This window comes from Nitrosomonas sp. TNE100, assembly GCF_055387135.1.
Genome location: NZ_AP040997.1, coordinates 2,147,142 through 2,171,014, shown reverse-complemented (window position 1 = coordinate 2,171,014; position 23,873 = coordinate 2,147,142). Strand labels below are relative to the sequence as shown.

At 49.8% G+C, this 23,873-nt stretch carries 22 protein-coding genes; 17 read left to right on the top strand and 5 right to left on the bottom strand.

All coding sequences use genetic code 11. The features are described 5' to 3' along the window. Positions 1-11 precede the first annotated feature (11 nt). The 3 genes from ACZ5EJ_RS10355 to ACZ5EJ_RS10345 all read right to left on the bottom strand — a co-directional run bounded on the left by ACZ5EJ_RS10355 (position 12) and on the right by ACZ5EJ_RS10345 (position 3,326). The gene (locus ACZ5EJ_RS10355; protein WP_011635203.1) at positions 12-1,583 is read right to left on the bottom strand and encodes a phosphoglucomutase; all 1,572 of its coding nucleotides are present in this window, start codon (positions 1,581-1,583) and stop codon (positions 12-14) included. A gap of 34 nt (positions 1,584-1,617) precedes the next feature. Further along, positions 1,618-2,094, bottom strand: a complete 477-nt coding sequence (locus tag ACZ5EJ_RS10350; protein ID WP_464557035.1) for a Rossmann-fold NAD(P)-binding domain-containing protein — start codon at positions 2,092-2,094, stop codon at positions 1,618-1,620. Positions 2,095-2,204: 110 nt separating this feature from the next. Continuing rightward, a complete protein-coding gene (locus tag ACZ5EJ_RS10345; RefSeq protein WP_464557033.1) occupies positions 2,205-3,326 on the bottom strand; it encodes an alkene reductase in 1,122 nt (373 codons plus the stop codon). Positions 3,327-4,154: 828 nt separating this feature from the next. Here ACZ5EJ_RS10345 and ACZ5EJ_RS10340 point away from each other — a divergent pair. The 4 genes from ACZ5EJ_RS10340 (at position 4,155) to ACZ5EJ_RS10325 (ending at position 8,446) form a co-directional block, all read left to right on the top strand. Beyond that, entirely contained in the window at positions 4,155-5,840 is a 1,686-nt protein-coding gene (locus ACZ5EJ_RS10340) for an SNF2 helicase-associated domain-containing protein (protein ID WP_464557032.1), read from the top strand. Between the two features lie 13 nt (positions 5,841-5,853). Then, positions 5,854-6,855 (top strand): DEAD/DEAH box helicase, encoded by a 1,002-nt coding sequence (locus tag ACZ5EJ_RS10335; protein ID WP_464557031.1) that lies wholly within the window; start codon positions 5,854-5,856, stop codon positions 6,853-6,855. Further along, the gene (locus tag ACZ5EJ_RS10330; RefSeq protein ID WP_464557030.1) at positions 6,852-7,769 is read left to right on the top strand and encodes an SWIM zinc finger family protein; all 918 of its coding nucleotides are present in this window, start codon (positions 6,852-6,854) and stop codon (positions 7,767-7,769) included. The genes ACZ5EJ_RS10335 and ACZ5EJ_RS10330 overlap by 4 nt, the downstream gene beginning before the upstream one ends. Before the next feature lie 104 nt (positions 7,770-7,873). After that, positions 7,874-8,446 carry a peroxiredoxin family protein gene (locus ACZ5EJ_RS10325; RefSeq protein WP_011635198.1) on the top strand — a complete coding sequence of 191 codons (573 nt, stop codon included), beginning with the start codon at positions 7,874-7,876 and terminating at the stop codon, positions 8,444-8,446. A gap of 312 nt (positions 8,447-8,758) precedes the next feature. On the opposite strand, the gene gloB is transcribed toward ACZ5EJ_RS10325, so the two are convergent. After that, entirely contained in the window at positions 8,759-9,526 is a 768-nt protein-coding gene (gene gloB, locus ACZ5EJ_RS10320) for a hydroxyacylglutathione hydrolase (RefSeq protein ID WP_074456221.1), read from the bottom strand. A 58-nt stretch (positions 9,527-9,584) separates the two neighbouring features. Between gloB and ACZ5EJ_RS10315 the strand changes: the two genes are divergently transcribed. From ACZ5EJ_RS10315 to dnaQ, 3 genes are read left to right on the top strand one after another with little or no spacing between them, the layout of a single operon-like run. Continuing rightward, complete coding sequence (locus tag ACZ5EJ_RS10315) at positions 9,585-10,319, top strand: class I SAM-dependent methyltransferase (protein ID WP_074456220.1); 735 nt, start codon at positions 9,585-9,587, stop codon at positions 10,317-10,319. A 59-nt stretch (positions 10,320-10,378) separates the two neighbouring features. Continuing rightward, positions 10,379-10,867 carry a ribonuclease HI gene (gene rnhA / locus ACZ5EJ_RS10310; protein ID WP_011635195.1) on the top strand — a complete coding sequence of 163 codons (489 nt, stop codon included), beginning with the start codon at positions 10,379-10,381 and terminating at the stop codon, positions 10,865-10,867. A gap of 11 nt (positions 10,868-10,878) precedes the next feature. Beyond that, on the top strand, positions 10,879-11,583 hold the full coding sequence (gene dnaQ, locus ACZ5EJ_RS10305; protein WP_074456225.1) for a DNA polymerase III subunit epsilon: 705 nt from the start codon (positions 10,879-10,881) through the stop codon (positions 11,581-11,583). 11 nt (positions 11,584-11,594) lie between these two features. Here the strand turns inward: dnaQ and ACZ5EJ_RS10300 are convergent, their stop codons facing one another. After that, entirely contained in the window at positions 11,595-12,983 is a 1,389-nt protein-coding gene (locus ACZ5EJ_RS10300; protein ID WP_011635193.1) for an aspartate aminotransferase family protein, read from the bottom strand. Positions 12,984-13,433: 450 nt separating this feature from the next. Between ACZ5EJ_RS10300 and ACZ5EJ_RS10295 the strand changes: the two genes are divergently transcribed. The 10 genes from ACZ5EJ_RS10295 (at position 13,434) to der (ending at position 23,540) form a co-directional block, all read left to right on the top strand. Beyond that, on the top strand, positions 13,434-13,850 hold the full coding sequence (locus ACZ5EJ_RS10295; RefSeq protein ID WP_011635192.1) for a nitrosocyanin: 417 nt from the start codon (positions 13,434-13,436) through the stop codon (positions 13,848-13,850). 297 nt (positions 13,851-14,147) lie between these two features. Further along, the gene (gene ndk / locus ACZ5EJ_RS10290; protein WP_011635191.1) at positions 14,148-14,573 is read left to right on the top strand and encodes a nucleoside-diphosphate kinase; all 426 of its coding nucleotides are present in this window, start codon (positions 14,148-14,150) and stop codon (positions 14,571-14,573) included. A gap of 37 nt (positions 14,574-14,610) precedes the next feature. After that, the gene (rlmN, locus tag ACZ5EJ_RS10285) at positions 14,611-15,750 is read left to right on the top strand and encodes a dual-specificity RNA methyltransferase RlmN (RefSeq protein WP_074456218.1); all 1,140 of its coding nucleotides are present in this window, start codon (positions 14,611-14,613) and stop codon (positions 15,748-15,750) included. A gap of 45 nt (positions 15,751-15,795) precedes the next feature. Beyond that, positions 15,796-16,587, top strand: a complete 792-nt coding sequence (gene pilW / locus ACZ5EJ_RS10280) for a type IV pilus biogenesis/stability protein PilW (protein ID WP_074456217.1) — start codon at positions 15,796-15,798, stop codon at positions 16,585-16,587. Continuing rightward, a complete protein-coding gene (locus tag ACZ5EJ_RS10275) occupies positions 16,577-17,653 on the top strand; it encodes a helix-turn-helix domain-containing protein (protein ID WP_074456216.1) in 1,077 nt (358 codons plus the stop codon). Before pilW ends, ACZ5EJ_RS10275 begins: the two co-directional genes overlap by 11 nt. Before the next feature lie 33 nt (positions 17,654-17,686). After that, positions 17,687-18,931, top strand: coding sequence for a flavodoxin-dependent (E)-4-hydroxy-3-methylbut-2-enyl-diphosphate synthase (gene ispG / locus ACZ5EJ_RS10270; protein ID WP_011635187.1), 1,245 nt, complete (start codon positions 17,687-17,689; stop codon positions 18,929-18,931). Continuing rightward, the gene (gene hisS / locus ACZ5EJ_RS10265; protein ID WP_074456215.1) at positions 18,924-20,189 is read left to right on the top strand and encodes a histidine--tRNA ligase; all 1,266 of its coding nucleotides are present in this window, start codon (positions 18,924-18,926) and stop codon (positions 20,187-20,189) included. The genes ispG and hisS overlap by 8 nt, the downstream gene beginning before the upstream one ends. A 22-nt stretch (positions 20,190-20,211) precedes the next feature. Further along, on the top strand, positions 20,212-20,850 hold the full coding sequence (locus ACZ5EJ_RS10260) for a YfgM family protein (RefSeq protein WP_083331360.1): 639 nt from the start codon (positions 20,212-20,214) through the stop codon (positions 20,848-20,850). 2 nt (positions 20,851-20,852) lie between these two features. Next, on the top strand, positions 20,853-22,082 hold the full coding sequence (gene bamB / locus ACZ5EJ_RS10255) for an outer membrane protein assembly factor BamB (RefSeq protein WP_074456213.1): 1,230 nt from the start codon (positions 20,853-20,855) through the stop codon (positions 22,080-22,082). 51 nt (positions 22,083-22,133) lie between these two features. Further along, positions 22,134-23,540 carry a ribosome biogenesis GTPase Der gene (gene der / locus ACZ5EJ_RS10250; protein ID WP_011635183.1) on the top strand — a complete coding sequence of 469 codons (1,407 nt, stop codon included), beginning with the start codon at positions 22,134-22,136 and terminating at the stop codon, positions 23,538-23,540. Positions 23,541-23,873: the final 333 nt, after the last annotated feature.

Sequence of the window (23,873 nt, the reverse complement as noted above, 5' to 3'; positions counted from 1 at the left end):
ACAGAAATATCCTATAAATTAAGCAACGTCTGTCCTTCATCAATCAACTGTTGCAAATGCTGTTCACTGATAAAACTTTCTGCATAGATTTTATACAGGGCTTCTGTGCCGCTGGGTCGGGCGGCGAACCAGCCGTTTTCGGTGCAGACTTTAATCCCACCAATTGACGCACCATTGCCGGGTGCATTGAGCAACACCAACTCTATCGGCTCACCGGCCAATTCTGTGGCAGTAATATGCGCAACGGTCAGAGTTTTAAACACCGCCTTTTGCTCGGCTGTGGCCGGTGCATCAATGCGGCGGTAATACGGACGGCCATATTGCTCTGTTAGTTTGGCGTAATACTGCGATGGGGTTAAGCCAGTGACTGCGCTAATTTCCGCAGCCAGTAAGCACAGCGCAATGCCATCTTTATCGGTGGTCCAGGTTTGCCCGTCAAAGGTTAATAAACTCGCACCGGCACTCTCCTCACCGGCAAAGGCCAACCAACTTTGATGCAAGCCTTTAACAAACCACTTAAAACCCACCGGCACTTCATACAGCTCACGATCATGCGCTGCCACAATGCGATCCATTAAAGATGAGGTGACCAAGGTTTTGCCAATCTTCAATGACTTAGACCACAGCGGTCGATAGGTTAATAAGTAATCAACACATACGCATAAAAAATGATTGGGATTCATTAAGCCAGCGGCATCCACAATGCCATGCCGATCGGCATCTGGGTCATTGGCCAAGGACAGATCAAACTGTTGACGAATCTTCAGTAAATTAGCCATGGCAGCGGGACTGGAACAATCCATGCGGATACGGCCATCGTGATCAGGCGGCATAAAAGCAAAATCTGCTGCTTGGCTGGTATTCACCACAGTAATATTGAACGCTGGATCAAGTGCCAACGCCTGCCAAACCGGCAAGCCTGTGCCACCCATGGGATCCACACCCAATTTGAGGCCCGACTGGCGAATCGCTGGCAAATCAACCACCTGCCCCAGCTCTGCCACATAATGCGCAACATAGTTGTATTCTTGCACTTGACTCAGGGCATCCTGCAAATCCATTCGCTTTACCTCAGCACACTGCTTCTGCAAGTACTGATTGGCTCGCGCTTCAATCCAATCGGTGACATCACTGTCCGCGGGTCCGCCATCAGGGGTGTTGTATTTAATCCCGCCATCTTCAGGCGGGTTATGCGATGGAGTAATAATTAAGCCATCCGCCAAGTCTGTGGGGTGCTGCGCGTTATGCGCCAAAATCGCCCGACTGACCAAAGGCGTTGCTGTTACGCCACGCTCTGTAGCGACAAATACAGCAATCTGATTGGCGACTAACACCTGCAGCACCACATCCCAGGCTGGACGCGATAAGGCATGGGTATCTAGACCGAGAAACAACGGCCCACTGATATCTGCTTGCTGGCAATAATCCACCACAGCTTGCGCAATGGCGAGAATATGCAATTCATTAAAACTGCCAGCAAGCGATGAGCCGCGATGCCCTGACGTGCCAAAGCTAACCCTTTGCGCGGGATTAGATGTATCAGGTTGAATTGAATAAAATGCATTAAGCCATGTGGTAATCAATATGTGCCCCTTTGGAAGTCATTAAAATTAAAGGTCATGTTGTGCGCTCGCTATAGGTCGACTCTTTAGAGCGACATGTCAGGCTGCTTGATCTCGCGGGCATGGCCTGTTCATACAAAGCCCCCTTCTGTACGTAGAGCGCCTGAACGTGGTGCCGCGCTTGTACATCTGTTCCAATCAGCAGGATTTCACGAGGCGCTTGCTTCAGGAAGGTACGGATTGCAAGCATCGTGACAGCGGCCGTTCTCTGTCCAGTCACCTCCGGGCCGTCAAGCAGGCAGATGGGTTTGCCGGTTTCCGTATCGCACACAGTTACTGTGCCGTGGATGGTGGGCAGTTGCCGCTCCTTGTTTGCGAGTTGTACAGTCACGAGTTTGTGAATCCCGATATCATGCGCGGTGGCCGGCATGCTCAGCATTGCGCCACCAATCCCAAAGGGCACGACCATGCGCTCCGGGCTCTGAATCTGGCCGGCATCGTACTCAAGGGCAGCGGTGGCAATGGCATCCACCAGTTTGATCGCTCTGTTTCTTCCCTATCCGCCTGTTTGCGCGCTTTTGCTACGAAATTATGTGCTTGTGTTACAGGTTTGATCTTCTACAGTTTAACTCTCTTGATAATCTACGCGTCCAGAAAAGGATAATCCGTATAACCATGTTCATTGCCGCCATAGAAAGTACTGGTGTCGGGTGTGGTTAAGGGTGAATTTTTCCGTAGTCGTTCAACCAGATCAGGGTTGCTGATGAAAAGGCGGCCAAAAGAGATCAGATCTGCCTGGCCGGTTTCAATCGCCTGACGGGCAAGTGCAGGATCGTAGTTGTTATTGAGCATCCAGGCGGCTTTGCCACCGGCATCGCGGTAAACTTGCTTTAGGGTGGCATAGTCGAATGGTGTATTGCCCTGTTGATGATCGCGGGCGCCGCCAGTCGCTCCTTCAATAATGTGGATATAAGACAGTGCATACCTGGCAAGGCCGCGTACCACATATTCAAATAGTGGTTGCGGTTCAGGATCAAATACATCACAAACGGGAGTGACGGGTGATAGCCGGATCCCAGCAGGGCATGTTGCACCCACTTCTTCCGTGACCCCTTCAACCACTGCAAGTAGGAAGCGTGCACGGTTTTCAATGCTGCCGCCATAATTGTCGCTGCGCTGGTTGGAACTCAAACGCAGAAATTGATCAATCAGATAGCCGTTGGCGGCATGAATCTCTACACCATCAAAGCCAACTTCAATGGCTGCCCGCGCAGCACGACGGTAATCATCAATAATGCCGGGCAGTTCGCTGGCTGCCAGTGCGCGCGGTAGCGAAGTGGGTACGAAACTACCCTGCCCATTGGCATCAATTAAGTAGGTTGTGCTCTGTGCCCGAATGGCGGAAGGTGCTACTGGCGGCTGGTTATCCGGCTGAAGGCTATTGTGTGAAATTCTGCCAACGTGCCACAGCTGTACAATAATTTTGCCACCCCTGGTGTGTACGATATCGGTTATGGTGCGCCAGCCATCCAGTGCTTGCTGCGTATAAAGCCCAGGAACGTTGGCGTAACCTTGCCCTTGCGCAGAGATTGCCGTTGCTTCGGTGATGATCAGACCGGCACTGGCGCGCTGTGCGTAGTAGGTGGCAGTGATGGGCTGCGGGACAGCACCGGGTGAACGGTTGCGTGTCAGCGGCGCCATGACAATACGGTTAGCCAGTTGCAGACCGGAAAGATCAAACGGATCAAAAAGTGTGGTAGTCATGGTTTTTCTCGGAGATGGGGGAATTAAAACATCAGCAGGCGGTTGAAGAAGGCTATCGATATATTTCTTAGTATTCTACGTCTGGAGACGGGTGTACGTTATGAATACTGGTTACTTATTGATTTTACCGGAATATTTGTTGCGCGCGTTATTACTGCAAGTGTTGTACCCATTTATGCGCTTGAAAGTCAAAAAATAGCAGCAAAGTCCTAAAAAATGAGGAAATAGCTGACATTGTATGATTTTCAGGTCATGAGGCGCAAAATTGGTAAGCTGTAAAGATCTGGCTGGGAAAATAAATTAAATGCAAAAATATGCATTTTTTTTAGCAGCCAAGTAAGTGTTTGCTGATTGAAACCTCAGTAAATTGTCTATGCTGCAGGTGAGGTGTCCGATGGGGAGATGGCCTACTTTGTAATCAGAAGGGGTTTGGGCGGAGAATGTAGTGCCCGTTTTGTCTATGCTGTAGAAGCGGAGAGAAGAAACGAAGCTATTAACTGGTGCGGGGTTTTATTGCTTCTTTAGCTCATAGTCGGAGTCGAACGTTTGCCGACCTTACGTTTTTGTGATTCGGCAGATGCTATACCGACTCCGTAATGTACTGTTTAAGTGCCTGTTATGGTAATTATTCTTATTTCAATTATCAAAAATAAAATAAGCAAACATAACAAACAAGCAAATACACCATCTGGGCTTACTGCGCGTGATTTATCTGGTTTTTTGGGGGGGCGCCATGGGACACGAAACAAGCGGGGTGCTTGCGAGAAATCGGAAGATGGGATTTGCAGAAATATATGAGGGCCGTAGAAAGGAGCTATTCAACAGAACATGACAACCCGATCAAAATCTGCAACTGTTGCATTGTCTTTGTCACTTACTCCTGCCGGTCGTCTGTCGTGCCTGCCTGATCCGGAAGCGTCATCATTACCTGTCGCAATAGCCGAAGAAGTTGTCGCAGCTTTTGCAGTTGATGCGGGACATGGCTTGTTACAGCTGGGAAGCGCGTATGTTGCCATGGCGCTGCCGCCAGTGTGGGCGTACTGGCGCGATTTCGCGGTACGTTACTTGACCGCACTGTGTGTTGCGCCTGATGCAGGAACAATCCCACCACCCGATACGCTGACACTTGAGACGCTGATTCTCGATGTGCCGCCTATGCCTGGTGCTGAATATCTCTCACCGGAAATATTAGCTGCGCTGTGGGGCGAAATTGGTACGGCGCTGGAAAGCGAGCGTTCTGCCAGCGGATTATCGCTAGCGGAATTTCTGAAAGTACGGCATCCGGCCTGGAATCTGGTTGGGCGCGTGTATTTTAATCTCGCCGAAAACCGCAAGGATCCGGATATGCCGTTTGCTTTCCTGGCAACGTATACCACGCGGCTCTCAACTTACGGCAAGGCGCAACATTTGCCGCTTTCGCAGGCGCTTGTCGAATTTTCCGGCAGTCGCAAGAGGGCACAGCTGCTCGCGTTGCTGATGCCGATACAGCGCGCGGCGGAGCAGTGCGAATGGATCGCTGCAATGATCGAATCCGGTGAGATTTATCATCCCTTGCGCTGGCAGGTGGAGGATGCCATATGCCTTCTTGACGATCTGCCACGCATCGAGGCTGCCGGCATTGTGGTGCGCATGCCCGCTCAGTGGCAGGCTGGACGCCCGGCTCGTCCCAGGGCGCGCGCCGCTCTGGGTGCCGGTGCACCTTCCCGTCTGGGGTTGGACGCACTACTCGATTTCCGTATGGATGTGACGATCAACGGAGAGGCGCTGACGGCCGAGGAGATTCGCGCCATGCTGGCTGGTGCTGACGGTTTGCAATGGATACGTGGTAAGTGGATTGAGGTGGATCGCAAGCAACTCTCGCACGTCATCGATCGTTTCCGGGAAATCGAGGCCGGTGCGGCGGACGGCTTGCGGCTGGCGGAGGCCATGCGCTTGCTTGCCGGTGCGACACTCGACGAAGAAGCACCGGATCCGGATTGGGCGGAACTTGCGGCAGGGCCGTGGTTGGCCAAAACATTGCGTGGTCTGCGGGCACCTGGTACGCTGGCTACCGTGGATCCCGGCTCTGCGCTCAATGCGATACTGCGCCCCTATCAGCAGGAGGGCGTGCGCTGGCTGTCGTTTCTCACCCGTCTCGGGTTGGGTGCCTGCCTGGCCGATGACATGGGGCTGGGTAAGACTATCCAGGTGCTGGCGCTGTTACTTTTATTCAAGCGGGACGGGACAGATGGCACACTCACTGCACGTCCTAGTCTGCTCGTTGCACCGGCTTCCCTGCTGGCCAATTGGATGCAGGAAGCGGCGCGTTTTGCACCCGATCTGCGTTGTATGCTGGCTCATCCTTCGGGAATGACGCGCGAGGCATTGCAGGCACTGGATACGCAACAATTGACTGGTGTCGATTTGGTGGTGACGGCTTATGGCACGCTGCCGCGACTACCAAAATTGAGGGAGGTGAGCTGGCGACTGGTCGTGATTGATGAGGCACAGGTGATACAAGAATCCGGCAGCTAAACAGACACATGAGGTGAAAAAACTCAAGGCTGATGCGCGTATTGCGTTGACCGGCACGCCGGTAGAAAATCGGCTTTCCGATCTCTGGTCGATTTTCGATTTTACGCATCCCGGTTTGCTAGGCTCGGAACGCGTTTTTTCCAGGTTTACCAAACGGCTATCGAAAACAGGGCATTTCGGGCCGTTGCGCACACTGATTGCACCCTACATCCTGCGGCGCCTCAAGACGGACAGGCGCATCATTTCTGATCTGCCGGACAAAACCGAATTGTCTGCCTGGTGTTCCCTGAGCACAGTGCAGGCGATCCATTACCAGGAGGCGGTAAAGGCGTTGGCTCGTGCGCTGGGATCATCGGTTGGAGGTATTGAGCGCAGAGGATTGGTGTTGTCTTTTTTAATGCGTTTCAAGCAGATTTGCAACCATCCTTCGCAATGGCTGAACGATGGCGACTGGAAACCTGAAGAGAGCGGCAAATTTGCACGCTTACACGAAATTGCCGAGACAGTGGCGGCCCGGCAGGAGAAGTTGCTTGTGTTCACGCAGTTTCAGGAGATCACTGCACCACTGGCCGCCTTTCTTGGCAGCGTGTTCGGGCGAGAAGGGCTGGTGCTGCATGGCGGAACACCGGTAGTCCGGCGACGCGAACTGGTTAGGCGTTTTCAGGAGGATGAAAGCGTTCCATTTTTTGTGCTGTCCATCAAGGCGGGCGGATCAGGCCTTAATCTCACGGCCGCTTCACATGTCGTCCATTTTGATCGCTGGTGGAATCCGGCCGTGGAAAATCAGGCAACTGATCGTGCCTATCGTATCGGTCAGCACAAAAATGTACTGGTGCATAAATTTATTTGTCGTGGCACCATTGAGGAGCGCATCGACGAGCTGATCCACGCCAAGCAACAACTGGTACAGGATGTGGTTGAAGGAAACGGAGAAATCAATCTCACTGAGATGAGCGATGAAGCATTGCTCAATCTGGTGAAGCTAGACATTCATGTGGCAGGGGATGATTTATGAGTGACTGGGACTGGAAACCCTATGTGCCAGTGACCAAACGGCGTGAACAGGCTAGCCGCGTTGTGGAGAAGGCAAGGAAGGCCAGCAAGGATTTATTTCCTGTTGTAGTAGCTTCGCGCACCATCGCCAGAACTTTCTGGGGCAAAGCCTGGTGCGCTAATCTAGAGACTTATAGCGACTATGAAAGCCGTTTGCCACGCGGACGTGCCTATGTGCGCAATGGTGCGGTGATTGATTTGAAGATTGAGCCGGGCCGGGTGATTGCACAGGTAATAGGTTCTCGTCGTTACCGGGTCGAGATCGGTATCGTACCGCTTCCTGCTGCCAGGTGGAAGAAACTGGTTGTGGACTGTACGGGCTCCATCGCTACACTGCTGGAGCTGCTGCAAGGAAAATTTTCCAAAGCCGTTATGGCGCGCCTGTGTGAACCAAAGAGCGGGATGTTTCCATTGCTGCAGGAGATCAGTCTTGGCTGCTCCTGTCCCGATTGGGCAACGATGTGTAAACATGTTGCCGCAGTGCTCTATGGTGTCGGTGCACGGCTGGATGAACAGCCCGAGTTGCTGTTCGTGCTGCGTCAGGTGGATGCCAATGACTTGCTGACTGCCCAGGTTGCAGTTATCCCTGCTAAGGTGAAGGAGTCCGCGAAGGCAAAGGTGCTTGATGATGCTGCATTGGCGGATGTATTTGGTATCGAGATGGCTGCGTTGGGTGTTTCGACCGATGCTCCGGTTGAGCAGGCGCCCGGGAAGCGACAAGTAGCGACTGTGACGAAAACAGCAAAGGCAACAAAAGCAGCGGTGGTAACAACCGTTTCGGAACCCGAAAAGAATGTAGCTGCAAAGACAGCTCGAGCAGTTGTCACGAAGAAGAAGGTTGTCACTTCCAGAGTTGCCGCACAGCGAGACAAATGATCAGTGTGTGACGGGCATGGACCCGGTTTCCTTGGGAATAGCTGCGCGTGCTATCATCAACCAGCAAAAAAATTTTTTTTCAGTAACGTATCTCAATTTAAACCATGAAAAAAAATACAACTGTTGAGAAAATCAAGGCGCCAGAGTTGATTACTTCAGGCTGGTTGAATGCATCCGAACCGATTACGCTGGCTTCCCTGCGTGGCAAGGTGGTATTGATGCATGCCTTTCAGATGTTATGCCCTGGTTGCGTGCAGCAGGGGATTCCGCAGGCGCAGCAGGTATTTAATGAATTTGATCCGGAACGGGTGGCGGTGATTGGCCTGCATACGGTTTTTGAGCATCATGAAGTTATGGGGCGCGATGCGCTGGAGGTTTTTGCCTATGAATACCGGCTGCGTTTTCCGATCGGAATCGACAAACCAAACGAGCAGCATTCCATTCCGCATACAATGATGACTTACCACATGCAGGGCACGCCAACCACGATTCTGGTGGATAAAACCGGTCACCTGCGTTTGCACAAATTTGGCCACGTTAGCGATTTTCTGCTGGGAGTTTCAATCGGGACATTGCTGGCCGAAGAAGTCTCCGACAAGGAACTAGCAGCGGCTTCGGCAGCAGATCAATCCGGTGATACACAGCCAGGATGCGATGATGAGGGCTGCCGGGTTTGATGCAAGTGGAGTGATTATCGGGTCACCATAGCCTACCATAGCCTCTCTGCGGGCTTTGCGATGACGCAGCGAGTAAGGTTTTACACGGTGGTGGAATGGTGTGTGGATGAGGTAATTACAGATGTCGTTTTTGCGAGCGCTAACGGCGTGAAGCAATCCAGTGATCATAGTAGCGAAGGCGCTGGATTGCCATGTCGGTCTGGCCTCATCACAAAGGCGGAATATTTTGGCTTAAATTGTCTTTGTAAAAGGTGGTATGAAGCAGTTCGCCACCACGTAATCATTGTCTCCGTGACCGCGATGATGGGGTGTCTACTGAAAGTTATTTTTCCAGTCACGGATTGCGGCAAAAACACTGACTGGGTCATTAAGATGCCGGCCAACATGCTGGCTGGCGCTGTGGATAATAGCTGGCTGATCACAGCGCAAAAACGGATTAGTGGCTTTTTCGACAGCCAGACTGGAGGGGAGTGTGGGTATATTCTGCTTCAGTTTTTCTTCCACAGTGCTTTCCAGTTTGATTAAATCAGGGTTGTCTGGGTCGAGTACCCTGGCAAACCGGACATTGGCCAGCGTGTATTCATGAGCGCAATAAACCAGGGTTTCATCCGGCAGACTGGCCAGTTTCTGTAAAGAAGCAAACATTTGTTGCGCGCTGCCTTCAAAGATTCGCCCACAGCCGCATGCAAACAGTGTATCTCCACAAAATAGGTAATTCTGGCCATAGTAAGCAATGTGACCAGCAGTATGTCCGGGAATATCCAGCACGCTGAATTCCAGCGACAGTTCCGGAAAGCTGAGTGTATCTCCTCCCGTTAATGGATGGGTCATTCCCGGTATTTTTTCGTTGGCAGGGCCGTAGACAGGTATCGCAAATTCCTGCACCAGTGAGGGAATGCCACCCGTGTGATCATGATGGTGATGCGTGCAGAGTATGGCAATTGGTTGCAAGTTCTGTTGGCTTATCCAGGCGAGAACTGGTGTTGCATCACCAGGGTCTATGATGAGTGCAAACTGTTGATTGTGAACGATCCAGATATAATTGTCTTTAAAGGCGCGGATGGGGAAAACATCGATCATTTTTTTCCTTACAGTAAATGACAAGCGAATCATCATCATAACTAATCATTCTGACAATATGTTTGATTCTGCATTGCAGCAAAATATGCAACAGTGGTTAGAAACTGCATTAGGACAGTACGTGCTGGAGCAGGAGCAGCGTTATTTCGATCGTGTTGTAGCGGATATTTTCGGTTATAACGCGGCCCAGATTGGCTTTGCCGGATTTGATTTTTTGCGGAACAACCGGATGCCTTTCAAGTTTGTGCTCGGTGTGGAAAAAGGAGCTTCAGCCAGTGCGCACCCTGCTTTTCTACCGATCAGGAGCAATAGTCTGGATCTGGTGCTATTGCCGCACACATTGGAATTTAATTCATATCCTCTCCAGATTTTTCATGAAGTACAGCGGGTGTTGATTGATGAGGGCAGGGTCATCATCAGCGGATTCAATCCTTTCAGCCTCTGGGGGATACGCTGGCGGATGACAAAATCTGGGATGGATTTTCCGTGGCGCGGTCGTTTTATTGATTTGTCGCGTGTGAAGGACTGGTTGGAATTGCTTGATTTTGAAATCGTTGCCGGGCAGTTTGGCTGTTATGTTCCGCCGTTTACCGGGGAAAAGTGGCTTTCCCGGTTGCGTTTTATGGAGGCAGCCGGAGATCGCTGGTGGCCTGTTGCCGGGGGGGTATATTTTTTGCAGGCGGTCAAGCATGAATGTGGTATGCACATCATCAAGCCTCGCTGGGAAAATCCATCTGTAAGCAAAAGGAGAGCGGCAGTCGTTCCACAAATAGGGCTCGGAGGAGAGAGATAATTTCTGGAATTGCGGGCCGATGCGAAAAGAGTGGATGGGTTGATAACAGGAATAAGTGTATGCAACTGAAAAGTGATATGAAACGAGTGGAAATTTTTACGGATGGTGCCTGCAAGGGTAATCCGGGTCCGGGAGGATGGGGGGTTTGTTTACATTTCAATGGCGAAACACGGGAATTTTTCGGGGGAGAGCCCGTAACCACAAACAATCGTATGGAGTTACTGGCTGCCATCCGTGCCTTGCAGGAGCTGGAATCCCTGGAAGATAACGGACAGCAACACTTGCAGGTACAGCTGCATACCGATTCGCAGTATGTGCAGAAAGGGATCAGTGAATGGATACACGGCTGGAAGAAGCGTGGGTGGCGGACAGCAGATAAAAAACCAGTCAAGAATGAAGCGTTGTGGAGAGAGCTGGATGATTTATCTCAGCGTCATCAGGTTGAATGGTTCTGGGTGCGGGGACATAACGGACATGCAGGTAATGAGCGGGCTGATAGGCTTGCAAATCAGGGAGTGGAATCGGTGTTATCTAAAAAAGCAGATTGATCGGACAGATTATGCGCTACGTCTTTCTTGATACTGAAACGACCGGCCTGGATCCGGCGCTGGGGCACCGTATTGTCGAAATAGCAGCGGTAGAAGTATGTAACCGACGTTCGACCGGCCGTCATTTTCATCGTTATCTCAATCCTGGGCGGGAGAGTGATGAGGGCGCGCTGCGGGTGCATGGACTGAGCCGGGAATTCTTGCGGGATAAACCTGCTTTCCAGGAGATTTGTAGCGAGTTTTTGGAATTCATAGAAGATGCCGAAATTCTTATTCATAATGCGCCATTTGACGTAGGTTTCATCAATCGTGAACTTGGTTTGATCCGGTTGGAACCCATGCATAATTATTGCCTGCAGATTGTTGATACGTTGGTGTTGGCAAAGGAGCTGCATCCAGGTAAACGAAATAATTTGGATGCGTTATGTGAGCGGTATCAGATTGATAACGCTCACAGAACACTGCATGGTGCTTTGCTGGATGCTGAATTGCTGGCCGAAGTTTATCTGGCAATGACGCGCGGCCAGGAAAGTTTGCTGATGGAGCCGGAAGTTCCAGAAGCAGGGAAGTCTTGCGATTCAAGGCTACGTGCAACAGAAAATCTTACATTGATCGTTCAGCCCGTCAGCCAAACAGAACTTGAGCTGCATGATCGGCTGTTGGAGCGTATTAATACGGAAAGCAAGGGAAATTGTTTATGGAACAGTCAAAATTAATTTGGAATTCTTTAGGTATGTAGTTTTGTACGAAGCGCTTGGGTTGCCAGTACTTTACCAAAATCCCAGACTGCAGCGGGGCCTCGATGCGCGCTGGCCACGACATCACTGACTGCTGAAACAATCCATTGCACATCTGATTCCGTCAGGATGAGTGGCGGGATGAACTTGACGATATTCATATCGCGACCGGCCACCTGGGACAAAATCCGGTGCTGTCTAAATAATGGGACGGTTATCAGCTGCGAAAACAATCCTTTGTTGGCAGCTTCAAGCATTTTCCATGACAGTTTCAGCGAAAGGCTTTTTGTCGGCTCGGTAAATTCCAGTGCAATCATCATTCCTTTGCCGCGTACTTCCTTGAAGCATTCATATTGCTCCGTCAGAGGGGTTAGTGCTTCCATGATGGCAGTGCCAGTGCGAGCGGAATGTTCGATCAGGTTTTCTGATTCCAGCACTTCCAGTGTGGCCAGGCCGGCAGCCATTGCAAGATTGTTTTTGCCAAATGTACTGCCATGGACGACAGCACGGTCCATGCGATTGAAAACACGATCAAAGATCCATTCCCTGCAGACCAATGCACCTACCGGAACGAATCCTCCGGACAGTGTCTTGGAGATGCATATAATATCGGGCTCGACCGACCAGTGTTCAACTGCCCACCATTTACCGGTTCGACCCAGCCCGGTTTGTATTTCATCGACGATGAATACGGCACCATATTTACGGGCGAGCTTTGCTGCCTGCGGCAGATAGTCATCATCCGGTATCCACACGCCGTGTCCTTGAATCGGTTCGGTAATAAAGGCGGCAACATCTCCTTGGGCAAGTGCTTGCTCCAGCGCTTCAAGATCGTTGAACGGGATTTCAATGAAATCAGGTACCAGTGGGCCAAAACCTTTTTTGTAATGATCATCTCCTGTGGCGGAGAGCGAACCGAGGCTCAGTCCGTGGTAGCAACCATGGCAGAAAATGACTTTAGATTTTCCGGTGGCATAACGGCTGAATTTAATCGCTGCTTCGACTGTTTCAGTGCCTGAGTTGGCAAAAAAAACACGATTTAATCCACCCGGAGTCAACTTGACCAGTTTTTCTGCTAACAATCCGGCCAGTAACGATACGTCGAGCTGGACGAGATTGGGTAAATCAGCTTCCATTGTGCTTTTAAGCACTTCGACGATCTCCGCGTGGTTGCGTCCCAATGCGAAAACACCAAAACCACTCAACAAATCCAGGTAGCGGTTGTCCTGATCATCAAACAGGTAAGCGCCCTGGGCTCTGACATAATGACGGTCAAAATCGATTGTTTTAAGTACCTTGACCATCTGGCTGTTGAGGTACTTGTCGTGCAGGGAGAAATTTTCTCTGCCGCGATTCTGGATAAGATCCTGGATTTTCATGAATGGGGACTCCGGAGCGAGACGGATGCTGGTAAGCGGGTATAAGAGTATAAAAAATCAGCGCCATTCTACATTAATCTAAGCAGAGTTATGCGTCTGCAGACAGGACGGCAATTTCGGAGTGCTGTGTCATGCTGCATTTTGCATGTTTGCGGAAACGGAGAAGATCTGTGTGATTCAATAATTGGATCGGCATTGTGACATTGACATTTTTGGTTGTTCTATCTACACTTCTGGACCGGGACTCGGTGGTTAAAAAGATAGTGAGTTCCCGAGTTGGCTGGGCGAGTTATTGATAATAAGCAATTTTCTTGACAGACGACGTGCATATTTCCTTTTACAAGGATATGTTCATTAACTGATCATCGCAGGGAACTGTATATTAATGTCGCTGGGCCGGTGAATGTATTTCGCTGAATAAAATATAAATTCAAGTAGAGGAAGGTAAAGATGAAGATAACAAAGACAATGCTTGCTGGTTTTGCCTTGGGATCGTTGCTGGTAGCAGGTGCTGCTCAGGCGGATGATCATAGCGAGTTTAAAGTGGTTATCAATGCTTATGACACCACTATTCCTGAACTGAACGTGGAAGGTGTGACAGTAAAAAATATCCGTGCATTCAATGTATTGAATGAGCCGGAAGCACTGGTTGTTGAAAAGGGAGATAAGGTCAGCATCGTTGTTGAGAACAAATCACCTATCAGTGAAGGATTCTCAATTGATGCCTACGGTATCAAGGAAGTACTTAAAGCTGGCGAAACCAAGACCATCAGCTTTACCGCTGACAAAAAAGGTGCTTTCAATGTTTATTGCCAGCTTCATCCACAAAACATTCACTTGCCAGGTTCCCTTAACGTTGTAGATTAAGTTTTGGAATCACGGTAGATGAGAACACAGGCCGGATTAGTCCGGCCTGTTTTTTGTAAGTGTGTGCAAACATCTGTTTGAAATTGATTCGGTGTTCTACCGTATCGTAGATATATATTTTTACTGTGTTTTGAAAACCTGAGACCAGGTGTCATCAGAGCTTCTTTTTTTGCAAGCATCCAACTGCACCTTTTGTGCGCTTCTCTTTCTAGTTCCCTAAGTTACTGTTTGGTAAACCACATAAAGGTTTTTTGTTAGAATGCCAGCTTGTGACGAACTATTTCTATGAGGTATTTGATGGTAGTTGAAAGGACTTTATCCATAATTAAGCCCGATGCAGTGGCAAAAAATGTTATTGGGCAGATCTATGCAAGATTTGAAGCGGCTGGCTTGAAGGTTGTTGCTGCTCGCATGGCGCATTTATCAAGAGTTGAAGCGGAAAATTTTTACGCGATCCATAGGGAAAGACCTTTCTTTAAAGATCTGGTTGAATTCATGATTTCCGGGCCGGTGATGATCCAGGTGCTGGAGGGGGAAAATGCAATTGCCAAAAATCGTGAGTTGATGGGTGCCACAGATCCGAAAAAAGCAGAAAAAGGTACGATTCGCGCTGATTTTGCAGAAAATATTGATGCCAATGCTGTGCATGGTTCAGATGCGCCGGAAACTGCCGCTGTGGAAATAGCCTGTTTCTTCCCATCTTTAGAAGTGTATTCACGCTGAAAACCTGTAGATTTGCCGATCTAAAAGGCCGGATACAATGATTAACCTGCTTGATTTCAATAAAACAGGGCTTATCCATTTTTGCGAAGAAATGGGTGAGAAGCCTTATCGTGCGAGGCAATTGTTGCGATGGGTACACCGGTTCGGCAAGACGGAATTCATAGAGATGAGTGACCTGGCAAAAACGTTTCGTCAAAAATTGATGGAGCGTGCTGTTGTTCATCCACCTGAAATTATTAGCGACCATACTGCGGGAGATGGTACTCGTAAATGGTTGTTATCGACGGGTACGGGGAACGCAGTGGAGATGGTTTTCATTCCCGAGCCTAATCGGGGCACACTTTGTGTTTCCAGTCAGGTTGGCTGTGCACTGGCATGCAGTTTTTGTTCTACCGGCCGGCAGGGTTTTAATCGTAACTTGAGCGTGGCAGAAATTATTGGCCAATTATGGTGGGCTAACCGACTACTCGAAGGCCAGGTTGGTGAGTTATCTTCTCCGGATGTCGCGCAGATTCGGGCAGATAATACAGACACAAGACGACCAGTTACGAATGTTGTCATGATGGGAATGGGGGAGCCGCTGGCCAATTTCGAAAACGTGGTGACCGCACTTGATCTGATGCTGAGTGATGATGCCTATGGTTTATCACGTCGTCGGGTAACGGTGAGTACATCCGGCCTGGTTCCTGCGTTGGATCGTTTGCGTGAGCGTTGTCCGGTGGCGCTCGCAGTTTCGTTACATGCACCGAATGATGCCTTGCGTGACCAGTTAGTACCAATCAATAAAAAGTATCCAATCAGGGATTTGCTGGCAGCCTGTGAGCGCTACCTGCCGGCCGCGCCAAGAGATTTTATTACGTTCGAGTATGTTATGCTGAGAGATGTGAATGACAGCATAGCGCTGGCGCGCGAGCTGGTGCAGGTAGTCAGAAATATCCCGTGTAAACTCAACCTGATTCCATTCAATACGTTTGCAGGTTCTGGTTATGAGCGATCAAATACTGATGCTATTGATAATTTCCGGGATGTATTGATGCAAGCAGGAATCATCACGACTGTGCGTAAAACACGCGGGGATGATATTGCAGCTGCTTGTGGCCAACTGGCAGGGCAAGTAAAGGATAAGACGCGCAGAACGGGTATATGTGGATCTGGCCGAGCCGTGGTTACCGGGTGAAAAGGTTTATAAATCCAGTGTTGGCGGTGAACAATTGCAAGCAATATGAGCAAGCTGATTAGAGCGGGTGTTGTCGGATTTCTGGTCTGGCTGGCAGGTTGTGAGCATGTACCGGTTCAGGAAAAACCAACTCCTGAGGAATTGAAGCAGCGTGCATTGCAGAGTGCAAAAATTCATACCGAGCTGGCGGGGCAGTATTATCACCGTGGTCAGTACCGGATAGCGATAGAAGAAGCCGGCATAGCACTGCGAAAAAAATCCGATTATGCGCCAGCTTACAATATGCTTGGACTGGTTTATATGGATCTGCAAGAGGACGGCCAGGCAGAGTGGAACTTTGAGCGTGGACTTGGAATTACGCCGAATGATCCGGATATACGCAACAATTTTGGCTGGTTTTTATGCCAGAGAAAGCCCGATAGAATGGAACAAGCGATTGATCATTTTATGGCAGCTGTGCGTGATCCCTTATATGAAACTCCCGAGAGAACTTATACCAATGCAGGGTTATGTGTTCTGAAGCAAAATAATTTTGAGCAGGCACAAGCTTTCTTTCAGCAAGCGCTGGTGATCCGTCCCGACTATGCTCTGGCCCAGCTTGGGATGGTGGAGCTGGATTTCAGCCGGGGGGAGGTGAAGAAAGCCTGGTCATCGATTATCCGGTATCTGCAAACGTATTCTCCTACATCAGGTAGTTTATGGTTGGCTGTTCGTATCGCGCGAGCGAACGGGGATATCAATGCAGAAACCAATTATGCTTTTCAATTACAGAAGCATTTTCCCGATTCCAGTGAAGCCAGGGAATTGCGTGCAGGCAGATTGAATCATGAAAGATAATGAAATAGATAAACAAGATACGCCAGGTATGGACCAGAATTCGGTGGCTGATAATAATATTGGTGCGGCTCAGGAGAATTCTGGTCAAGCTGGATCGTTTCAACCTGAACGCACAGAAATAATCTCGTCATTTCAAACCATTCAGGCGGATCCCCCAACTGATACAGAAAAGACAGGTGATGCAGCAACGCCCAATTTTGGACAAAGATTGCGTGATGAGAGAATCAGGCGCGGCATGAATATTGGTGAAGTGGCGCATCGGTTACGTTTGTCTGAACAACAGATAGAAGCAATCGAAGCGCAAGATTTTTCCAGGCTTCCTGCTGCTGTATTTCTGCGTGGTTATGTGCGTAATTATGCCAACTTGTTGCAGCTCGATGATACGACTCTGCTTGTGGAGGCTGTGCCTCAATCTCGGCCAGCAGACAGTGTTTTTACCAGCAAGAATCCATCGCAGCGTTTCAAAGCAATAGAACCTGTTTACCAGTCTGATCGTGGTGGCCGGAGCGGATGGCTGTTGTATGTTGCGGTAATATTGGCGGCATTTGCAGCTTATGGGTTTTATCATGAAGAAATACCGGAGAAGATGGCACCCTATATGCTGAATGAGGGAGATCAAGTTATCCAGTCCGGTTCCAGCAGCGAGAATGATCAGGTGGCGATAGATTTGGCACTACCCTTGTCTCCAACTGCTTCGGTATCTTCTCCTATGGCACCGCCTGCATCGGCGAGTGTCAATCTGCCACCAGCTGCGGCAGTCTTGCCTGCTTTGCCTGCCCCATCGGCCCCGGTTGCGGATACAGCCAAGGCTCCAGATAATGGTAAAAAATCATTACACTTTGTCTTTTCCAAGGATTCCTGGGTAAAAATCAAGGATAGTAATGGGCAGATCATTCTCGAAAAAATTAATTCGCGAGGAACTGAGCAGACGATAGAAGGAGAGCCGCCCTTGTATCTCGTGATCGGCAATGCAGCCGGGGTCAGTCTTACCTATAACGGACACAAGGTTGATCTTGCACCCTATACCCGCGGCAATGATGATGTCGCACGCTTTTCACTTGAATAACCTGTATAAATTTCTGAGATCCGAGTGTTAACCATGTCTTCTAATAACGTACCTGCCCCGCGCCGGAAGTGTGTGGGTGTCAAAGTGGGTTCGGTGATGATTGGTGGTGGTGCACCGATTGTTGTGCAATCAATGACCAATACCGATACTGCTGATGAGCTGGCGACTGTCCAGCAGGTTGAACAGCTTGCGCGTGCCGGTTCCGAACTTGTCAGAATTACCGTCAATTCCATGGAGGCAGCGCGAACAGTTCCCGCAATCCGCGCGCGGCTGGATGATATGGATTGCCATGTTCCGCTGGTGGGTGATTTCCATTTCAATGGACACAAGTTGCTGACTGCTTATCCGGAATGCGCAAAGGCTCTGGCCAAATACCGTATTAACCCGGGAAACGTGGGTCATGGGAAAAAGCGAGACGAACAGTTCTCCATACTGATTGAAATGGCCTGCAAATATGACAAACCGGTTCGTATCGGGGTGAATTGGGGTAGTCTCGATCCGGAGATGCTGGCGCGGATCATGGATGAAAATGCGCGTTCTCCAGACCCGTTAGGCGCTTCACAGGTCATGCACAAGGCACTTATCACCTCTGCGTTGGAAAGTGCGGCCAGGGCAGAAGAACTGGGCTTGGGTCGGGATCACATCGTGTTGTCATGCAAGGTTAGCGGTGTGCAAGATCTGATTGCGGTTTATGGGGAGTTGGCTGCGCAGTGCGATTATGCACTGCATCTGGGGTTGACTGAAGCCGGCATGGGGTCAAAGGGTATTGTTGCTTCGACAGCAGCACTGGCGGTGCTTTTGTTCAAGGGAATTGGCGATACGATTCGTATCTCCCTGACGCCAGAACCGGGCGGAGATCGCGCGCGTGAAGTTATCGTCGCTCAGGAAATCCTGCAGACAATGGGGTTGCGCGCGTTTGTTCCGCTGGTGGCATCCTGTCCGGGATGCGGGCGCACAACCAGTACCTATTTCCAAGAACTTGCTGAAAGTATTCAGATCTATGTGCGCGAACAAATGATCATCTGGCGCGAACAATATGAAGGTGTCGAGAATATGTCGCTGGCAGTTATGGGATGTGTGGTCAACGGACCAGGTGAAAGCAAGCATGCCAATATTGGTATCAGTTTGCCCGGATCAGGTGAAACTCCGGTGGCACCGGTTTTCGTGGATGGTCAAAAGACCGTTACCTTGAAAGGCGACAACATCGCTGGCGAATTCCGTGTGATCGTTGATGAATACGTGCGCACCAAATACCGGAAAAAAGTAGCTAATGCCTGAAGCAATCAGGGCAGTACGCGGGATGAACGACATCCTGCCTGATGAAAGTGATTTGTGGGGGTTTTTCGAAGATACGATCCGCACGTGGTTGGCTGCCTACGGTTATCGTAATTTACGAACCCCTATTGTTGAGCAGACTGATTTGTTCGTCCGTTCAATTGGGGAAGTCACTGATATCGTCGAGAAAGAGATGTACTCGTTCATTGATCAACTCAATGGCGAAAATCTGACATTGCGTCCAGAAGGAACAGCTTCCTGTGTACGTGCAGTGATTGAGCATAATCTGCTGTATTCCGGACCCCAACGCCTGTACTACAGCGGCCCGATGTTTCGGCATGAACGCCCGCAGAAGGGGCGTTATCGCCAGTTTCATCAGGTTGGTGTGGAAGCACTCGGATTTGTTGGCCCGGATATCGATGCAGAACTCATCATTATGTGCGCGCGGCTGTGGCGTTTGCTGGGTATTCCGGATGTGCGCCTTGAAATCAGTACGCTTGGCAGCATTGAATCACGTTTGATTTATCGTGCGCGCCTGATCAGCTATTTGGAAAAATTTTACGATGAGCTTGATGAAGATGCACGCCGGCGATTGAAAACCAACCCGTTGCGTATTCTTGACAGTAAAAATCCGGGCATGCGTGAAATACTGGAAGGTGCACCCCATCTGTTCGATGATCTGGATGAAGATTCACTTATTCATTTTGACGCACTGCAGCGGATTTTGCGTAACCAGGGGATCAGTTTTGAAATCAACCACCGTCTGGTCAGAGGGCTGGATTACTATAACCGCACGGTGTTCGAATGGGTGACTGACAAATTAGGGGCTCAGGGAACCATCTGTGCAGGTGGACGATATGACGGACTGATTGCGCAGATTGGTGGCAAACCAGCTCCGGCATGCGGTTTTGCGATGGGAATAGAACGGATACTGTCTCTGATCAGTGAAACTGATGTGGCTGCTGAAATACACACTGTTCCTGATGTTTATGTTGTTCATCAAGGAGATATTGCAGCTGGGTTTTCCTGGAAAGTCGCAGAATCCTTGCGGGATGCAGGCTTCAAGGTTGTGCTACATAGCGGCGGGGGAAGCTTCAAGGCTCAGATGAAAAAAGCTGATGCCAGTGGCGCACGGTTTGCCGCTATCATCGGGGACGATGAGGCTGCAACCGGGCAGGTCAGTATCAAGTCATTACGTGAGGCAGTGGAGCAAGTCAAAATTGATTTGATGAAAGTCGCCGTGTTTCTGGAAAATATTTAATGAAGATGGAAGGTAAGAAATAATGTCTGCATACAACTTTGAAGAACAGGAAAAAATAGATCGGCTGAAGGCCTGGTGGTCTGCTAATGGCGCAACGTTATTGCTTACTATAGTTGTTTTTGCAGCAGTAGTGGTGGGTACCCGGCTATGGAATCATTACAAGGGCGAGCAGGCTAGACAGGCGGCTGATTTATATACCGTTCTCCAGCAACAGGTCGAAAAGGGAAGTGAGTTTGAAAAGATAACAGATGCAGCGCAGCTGCTCATCCAAGGTTTTCCCGGGAGTGGTTATGCCTCGCGTGCAGCGCTGATTGCTGCCCATTCTGCAGTGCAGGCAGGTAATAACCAGTCTGCCAGAGATATGCTGCAATGGGTGCTTGATCATACCGAAGAACCCGAAGTGAAAGATCTTGCCCGGATACGACTGGCAAATGTGCTAGTGGATGAGGGTAAATATGATCAGGCACTGTCACTGTTGAACGCACAGCATGGTGCTTCTTTTACCGGGCTCTATGCAGATTTGCGGGGAGATGCGCTGGCTGCTTCCGGGAAAATAGATGAAGCACGTGCAGCCTATCAGAAGGCACTGGACAGCCTGGATACGCAGGGTGCCTACCGGAATGTGGTACAGATGAAACTGGATGCATTGAGAGAACGTTAATAGTGGCTGGAAATATTCTGTTATTGATCCTTGATTATGTTTTTCATGCAGGCAGCCGGACACTGCGTGTCTGTATCCTTTCTTTACTGATCTTGCTAAGCGGTTGCGCAAATTTGAGCGAACTGGGAGGGGGACATTTAACTGATCTTTTCAGTAGTGAAGAAGATGAGGTTGAAATCGATGAAGCCGAGATTGCTGCGCTACAGACATTGGCCCCGATCAACCCGCTCTGGCAGGTCAAGCTGGCAGAAAGTAAAACTGCAGTTTTTTTGCCAGTCTACGATAACGGAGCCCTTTACGTTGCTGATGAAGATGGACGTTTGGTCAAACTCGACCCGGTGACAGGTCGCGAGATCTGGCGTGTAGAGACTAAATCCCAGCTTTCTGGAGGAGTCGGTGCTGGCGGAGGAATGATTCTGCTCGGAACCTACAAGGGTGAAGTGCTGGCATTTGATGAGGCGGGTAACGCCTTGTGGCAATCCCGGGTTCCTGGTGAAGTCTTGAGCCCGCCAAAGACAGACAGTGGCATTGTAGTCGTGCGTACCGGTGACAGTAAATTATTTGGTCTGAATGCAACGGATGGAAAACGTATCTGGAGCTATCAAAGTGTCACACCGCCGCTGACAGTCAGAAGTTTTGTCGGAGTATCAATTACCCGGGGTGCTGTCTTTGCCGGATTCCCCGGCGGGAAATTAATTGCGCTGGATTTGCTTACCGGTAATGTAGGCTGGGAAGAAACTGTTTCACAACCGCATGGTGTTACCGAGCTGGAACGTATGACTGATATCAGCAGTCTGCCGATTGTCGATGAAAACCAGGTGTGCGCAGTGGCTTATCGCGGACGTGCTGCCTGTTTCGAAATTTCCAGCGGTAATCAGATTTGGGCGAGAGATGCGTCAAGCAGCATGGGGATGGTGATTGATAACCATCACGTATATATCAGCGAAGAACATGGAATCGTCGCTGCTTACGACAAAAGTAGTGGTACGGCCGTCTGGAAGCGTGGAAAGCTGGGCAGCCGGAAGCTCTCTGGCTTGATGATCGTCAGAGGTAACCGGCTGGTAGTCGGGGATGATCAAGGGTTTGTTACGCTGATCAACCGTCAGGATGGCTCCCTGCTTGCCCGTTCACCCACGGATGGAGGCATAATTTTGTCGCGTGCTGAATATCTACCGGATGGCTTTGTAGTACAAACACTCAAAGGCGGTGTTTTCGCTTTTTCCTTGCAATAACCGGATTTTTCTATGCTTTCCGGGTAAAGCATTTTTCATATCTCCTTTATCATGAAACCCACTCTCGTACTGGTTGGGCGTCCGAATGTCGGAAAATCGACATTATTCAACCGTCTGACTCGCAGTCGTGATGCGATTGTGGCAGATATTCCCGGATTGACACGTGACCGTCACTATGGCCACGGCAGGCTGGGTCTAAAACCCTATCTCGTGGTGGATACCGGCGGTTTTGAGCCTGTAGTCAAATCTGGCATCCTGCATGCCATGGCCAGACAAACCCTGCAGGCCGTAGATGAGGCCGATGTTGTGCTGTTTATCGTCGATGGCCGTCAAGGACTGGCTTCACAAGACAAAATCATTGCAGATCAGCTGCGTAAAACTGGCCGAAAAATAATACTCGTCGTCAATAAAGCCGAAGGGATGCCTTATTCAACAGCAGCAGTTGAATTCCATGAATTGGGACTGGGTACACCTTGTGTTGTTTCAGCTTTGCATGGAGAACATCTCGGTGAGCTGATTGATTTTGCACTGGAAGATTATCCGTATGCAGAAGATATCGAAGCCGAGCCCGGTCAGGAAAAGCACCCCGTCATTGCCATTGCCGGTCGCCCTAATGTTGGCAAATCCACACTGATCAATACACTTCTGGGTGAAGAGCGGATGATTGCCTTTGATCAACCAGGTACCACCAGGGACAGTATTTATATTGATTTTGAATATGGCCAACGCCGCTATACATTGATTGATACGGCAGGCTTGCGTCGATCAGGCAAGGTTTGGGAAACCGTGGAAAAATTCTCGGTGGTCAAAACCTTGCAATCGATCGAAGCTGCCAACGTGGTTGTCCTGGTGCTGGATGCGCAAAGCGGTATCTCTGAACAGGATGCACATATTGCCGGATTCATACTGGAAACTGGTCGTGCACTGGTTATTGCAATCAACAAATGGGATGGCATGGATGACTACCAGCGTGATACCACCAAACGAGAGTTTGAACGCAAGCTTGCCTTTCTGAATTTTGCCAACCTGCATTATATTTCCGCTCTGTACGGCAATGGAGTGAAAGCATTGATGCCTTCGGTTGATGCTGCCTACACTGCAGCCATGGCGCATATCCCGACACCTAAGCTAACGCGCGTCATGTTGGCGGCTGTTGCCAAGCAACAGCCGCCACGCGGCGGAGTATCACGGCCAAAACTGCGCTATGCGCACCAGGGAGGGGAAAACCCCCCACTGATTATTGTGCATGGCTCGATGCTTGATCATGTTCCCCAAACCTATCGCCGCTATCTCGAAAATACCTTCAGAGACGTGTTCGAGTTAAAGGGTACTCCGCTACGAGTGGAGTTCAGGACAGGCCATAATCCTTATGCTGGCAAAAAAGCGCCACCTTTGACCGAGGAAGAAGCGCGACGCGCACATAGTCGTCGTCGTCGCAATCGCAAGAAATATGGTTGATTCCAAGAACAAGAACTTGCATTAAACTTATTAAATTGTTCGTGGCATCAACTCAGTTGAAGATATATCGTATACAAATATCTGTACAAGTTTTATTGGATAAGTTGTTTTGTACATTGCGTTATGTATTAAGGGTGATTCAGTGCTCAAGCCAGTCGTACAGGAAGAAACTACCGGATGCGGATTGCATCAGCTGCCAATACTTGGGTGTGGAAACCTATTCAGAGATGAAGGCTCTATCGCCAATGCGATGGGTAGCCAAATCACTGTGGTCGGATACTCAGTATGTACGGCATATGCTGTCTCGCGGGTGTGGAAACGTCTAGTGGTGAA

Excerpts from the sequence above, each read along its gene's own strand:
- ACZ5EJ_RS10295 (WP_011635192.1), top strand. The coding sequence starts at position 13,434 with ATGAAGATAACAAAGACAATGCTTGCTGGTTTTGCCTTGGGATCGTTG.
- pilW (WP_074456217.1), top strand. The coding sequence starts at position 15,796 with ATGAGCAAGCTGATTAGAGCGGGTGTTGTCGGATTTCTGGTCTGGCTG.
- ACZ5EJ_RS10275 (WP_074456216.1), top strand. The coding sequence starts at position 16,577 with ATGAAAGATAATGAAATAGATAAACAAGATACGCCAGGTATGGACCAG.
- ACZ5EJ_RS10260 (WP_083331360.1), top strand. The coding sequence starts at position 20,212 with ATGTCTGCATACAACTTTGAAGAACAGGAAAAAATAGATCGGCTGAAG.
- ACZ5EJ_RS10330 (WP_464557030.1), top strand. The coding sequence starts at position 6,852 with ATGAGTGACTGGGACTGGAAACCCTATGTGCCAGTGACCAAACGGCGT.
- ACZ5EJ_RS10325 (WP_011635198.1), top strand. The coding sequence starts at position 7,874 with ATGAAAAAAAATACAACTGTTGAGAAAATCAAGGCGCCAGAGTTGATT.
- ACZ5EJ_RS10345 (WP_464557033.1), bottom strand. The coding sequence starts at position 3,326 with ATGACTACCACACTTTTTGATCCGTTTGATCTTTCCGGTCTGCAACTG.
- ACZ5EJ_RS10315 (WP_074456220.1), top strand. The coding sequence starts at position 9,585 with ATGTTTGATTCTGCATTGCAGCAAAATATGCAACAGTGGTTAGAAACT.
- ACZ5EJ_RS10300 (WP_011635193.1), bottom strand. The coding sequence starts at position 12,983 with ATGAAAATCCAGGATCTTATCCAGAATCGCGGCAGAGAAAATTTCTCC.
- gloB (WP_074456221.1), bottom strand. The coding sequence starts at position 9,526 with ATGATCGATGTTTTCCCCATCCGCGCCTTTAAAGACAATTATATCTGG.
- hisS (WP_074456215.1), top strand. The coding sequence starts at position 18,924 with ATGCCTGAAGCAATCAGGGCAGTACGCGGGATGAACGACATCCTGCCT.
- ndk (WP_011635191.1), top strand. The coding sequence starts at position 14,148 with ATGGTAGTTGAAAGGACTTTATCCATAATTAAGCCCGATGCAGTGGCA.
- rnhA (WP_011635195.1), top strand. The coding sequence starts at position 10,379 with ATGCAACTGAAAAGTGATATGAAACGAGTGGAAATTTTTACGGATGGT.
- rlmN (WP_074456218.1), top strand. The coding sequence starts at position 14,611 with ATGATTAACCTGCTTGATTTCAATAAAACAGGGCTTATCCATTTTTGC.
- der (WP_011635183.1), top strand. The coding sequence starts at position 22,134 with ATGAAACCCACTCTCGTACTGGTTGGGCGTCCGAATGTCGGAAAATCG.
- ispG (WP_011635187.1), top strand. The coding sequence starts at position 17,687 with ATGTCTTCTAATAACGTACCTGCCCCGCGCCGGAAGTGTGTGGGTGTC.
- ACZ5EJ_RS10340 (WP_464557032.1), top strand. The coding sequence starts at position 4,155 with ATGACAACCCGATCAAAATCTGCAACTGTTGCATTGTCTTTGTCACTT.
- dnaQ (WP_074456225.1), top strand. The coding sequence starts at position 10,879 with ATGCGCTACGTCTTTCTTGATACTGAAACGACCGGCCTGGATCCGGCG.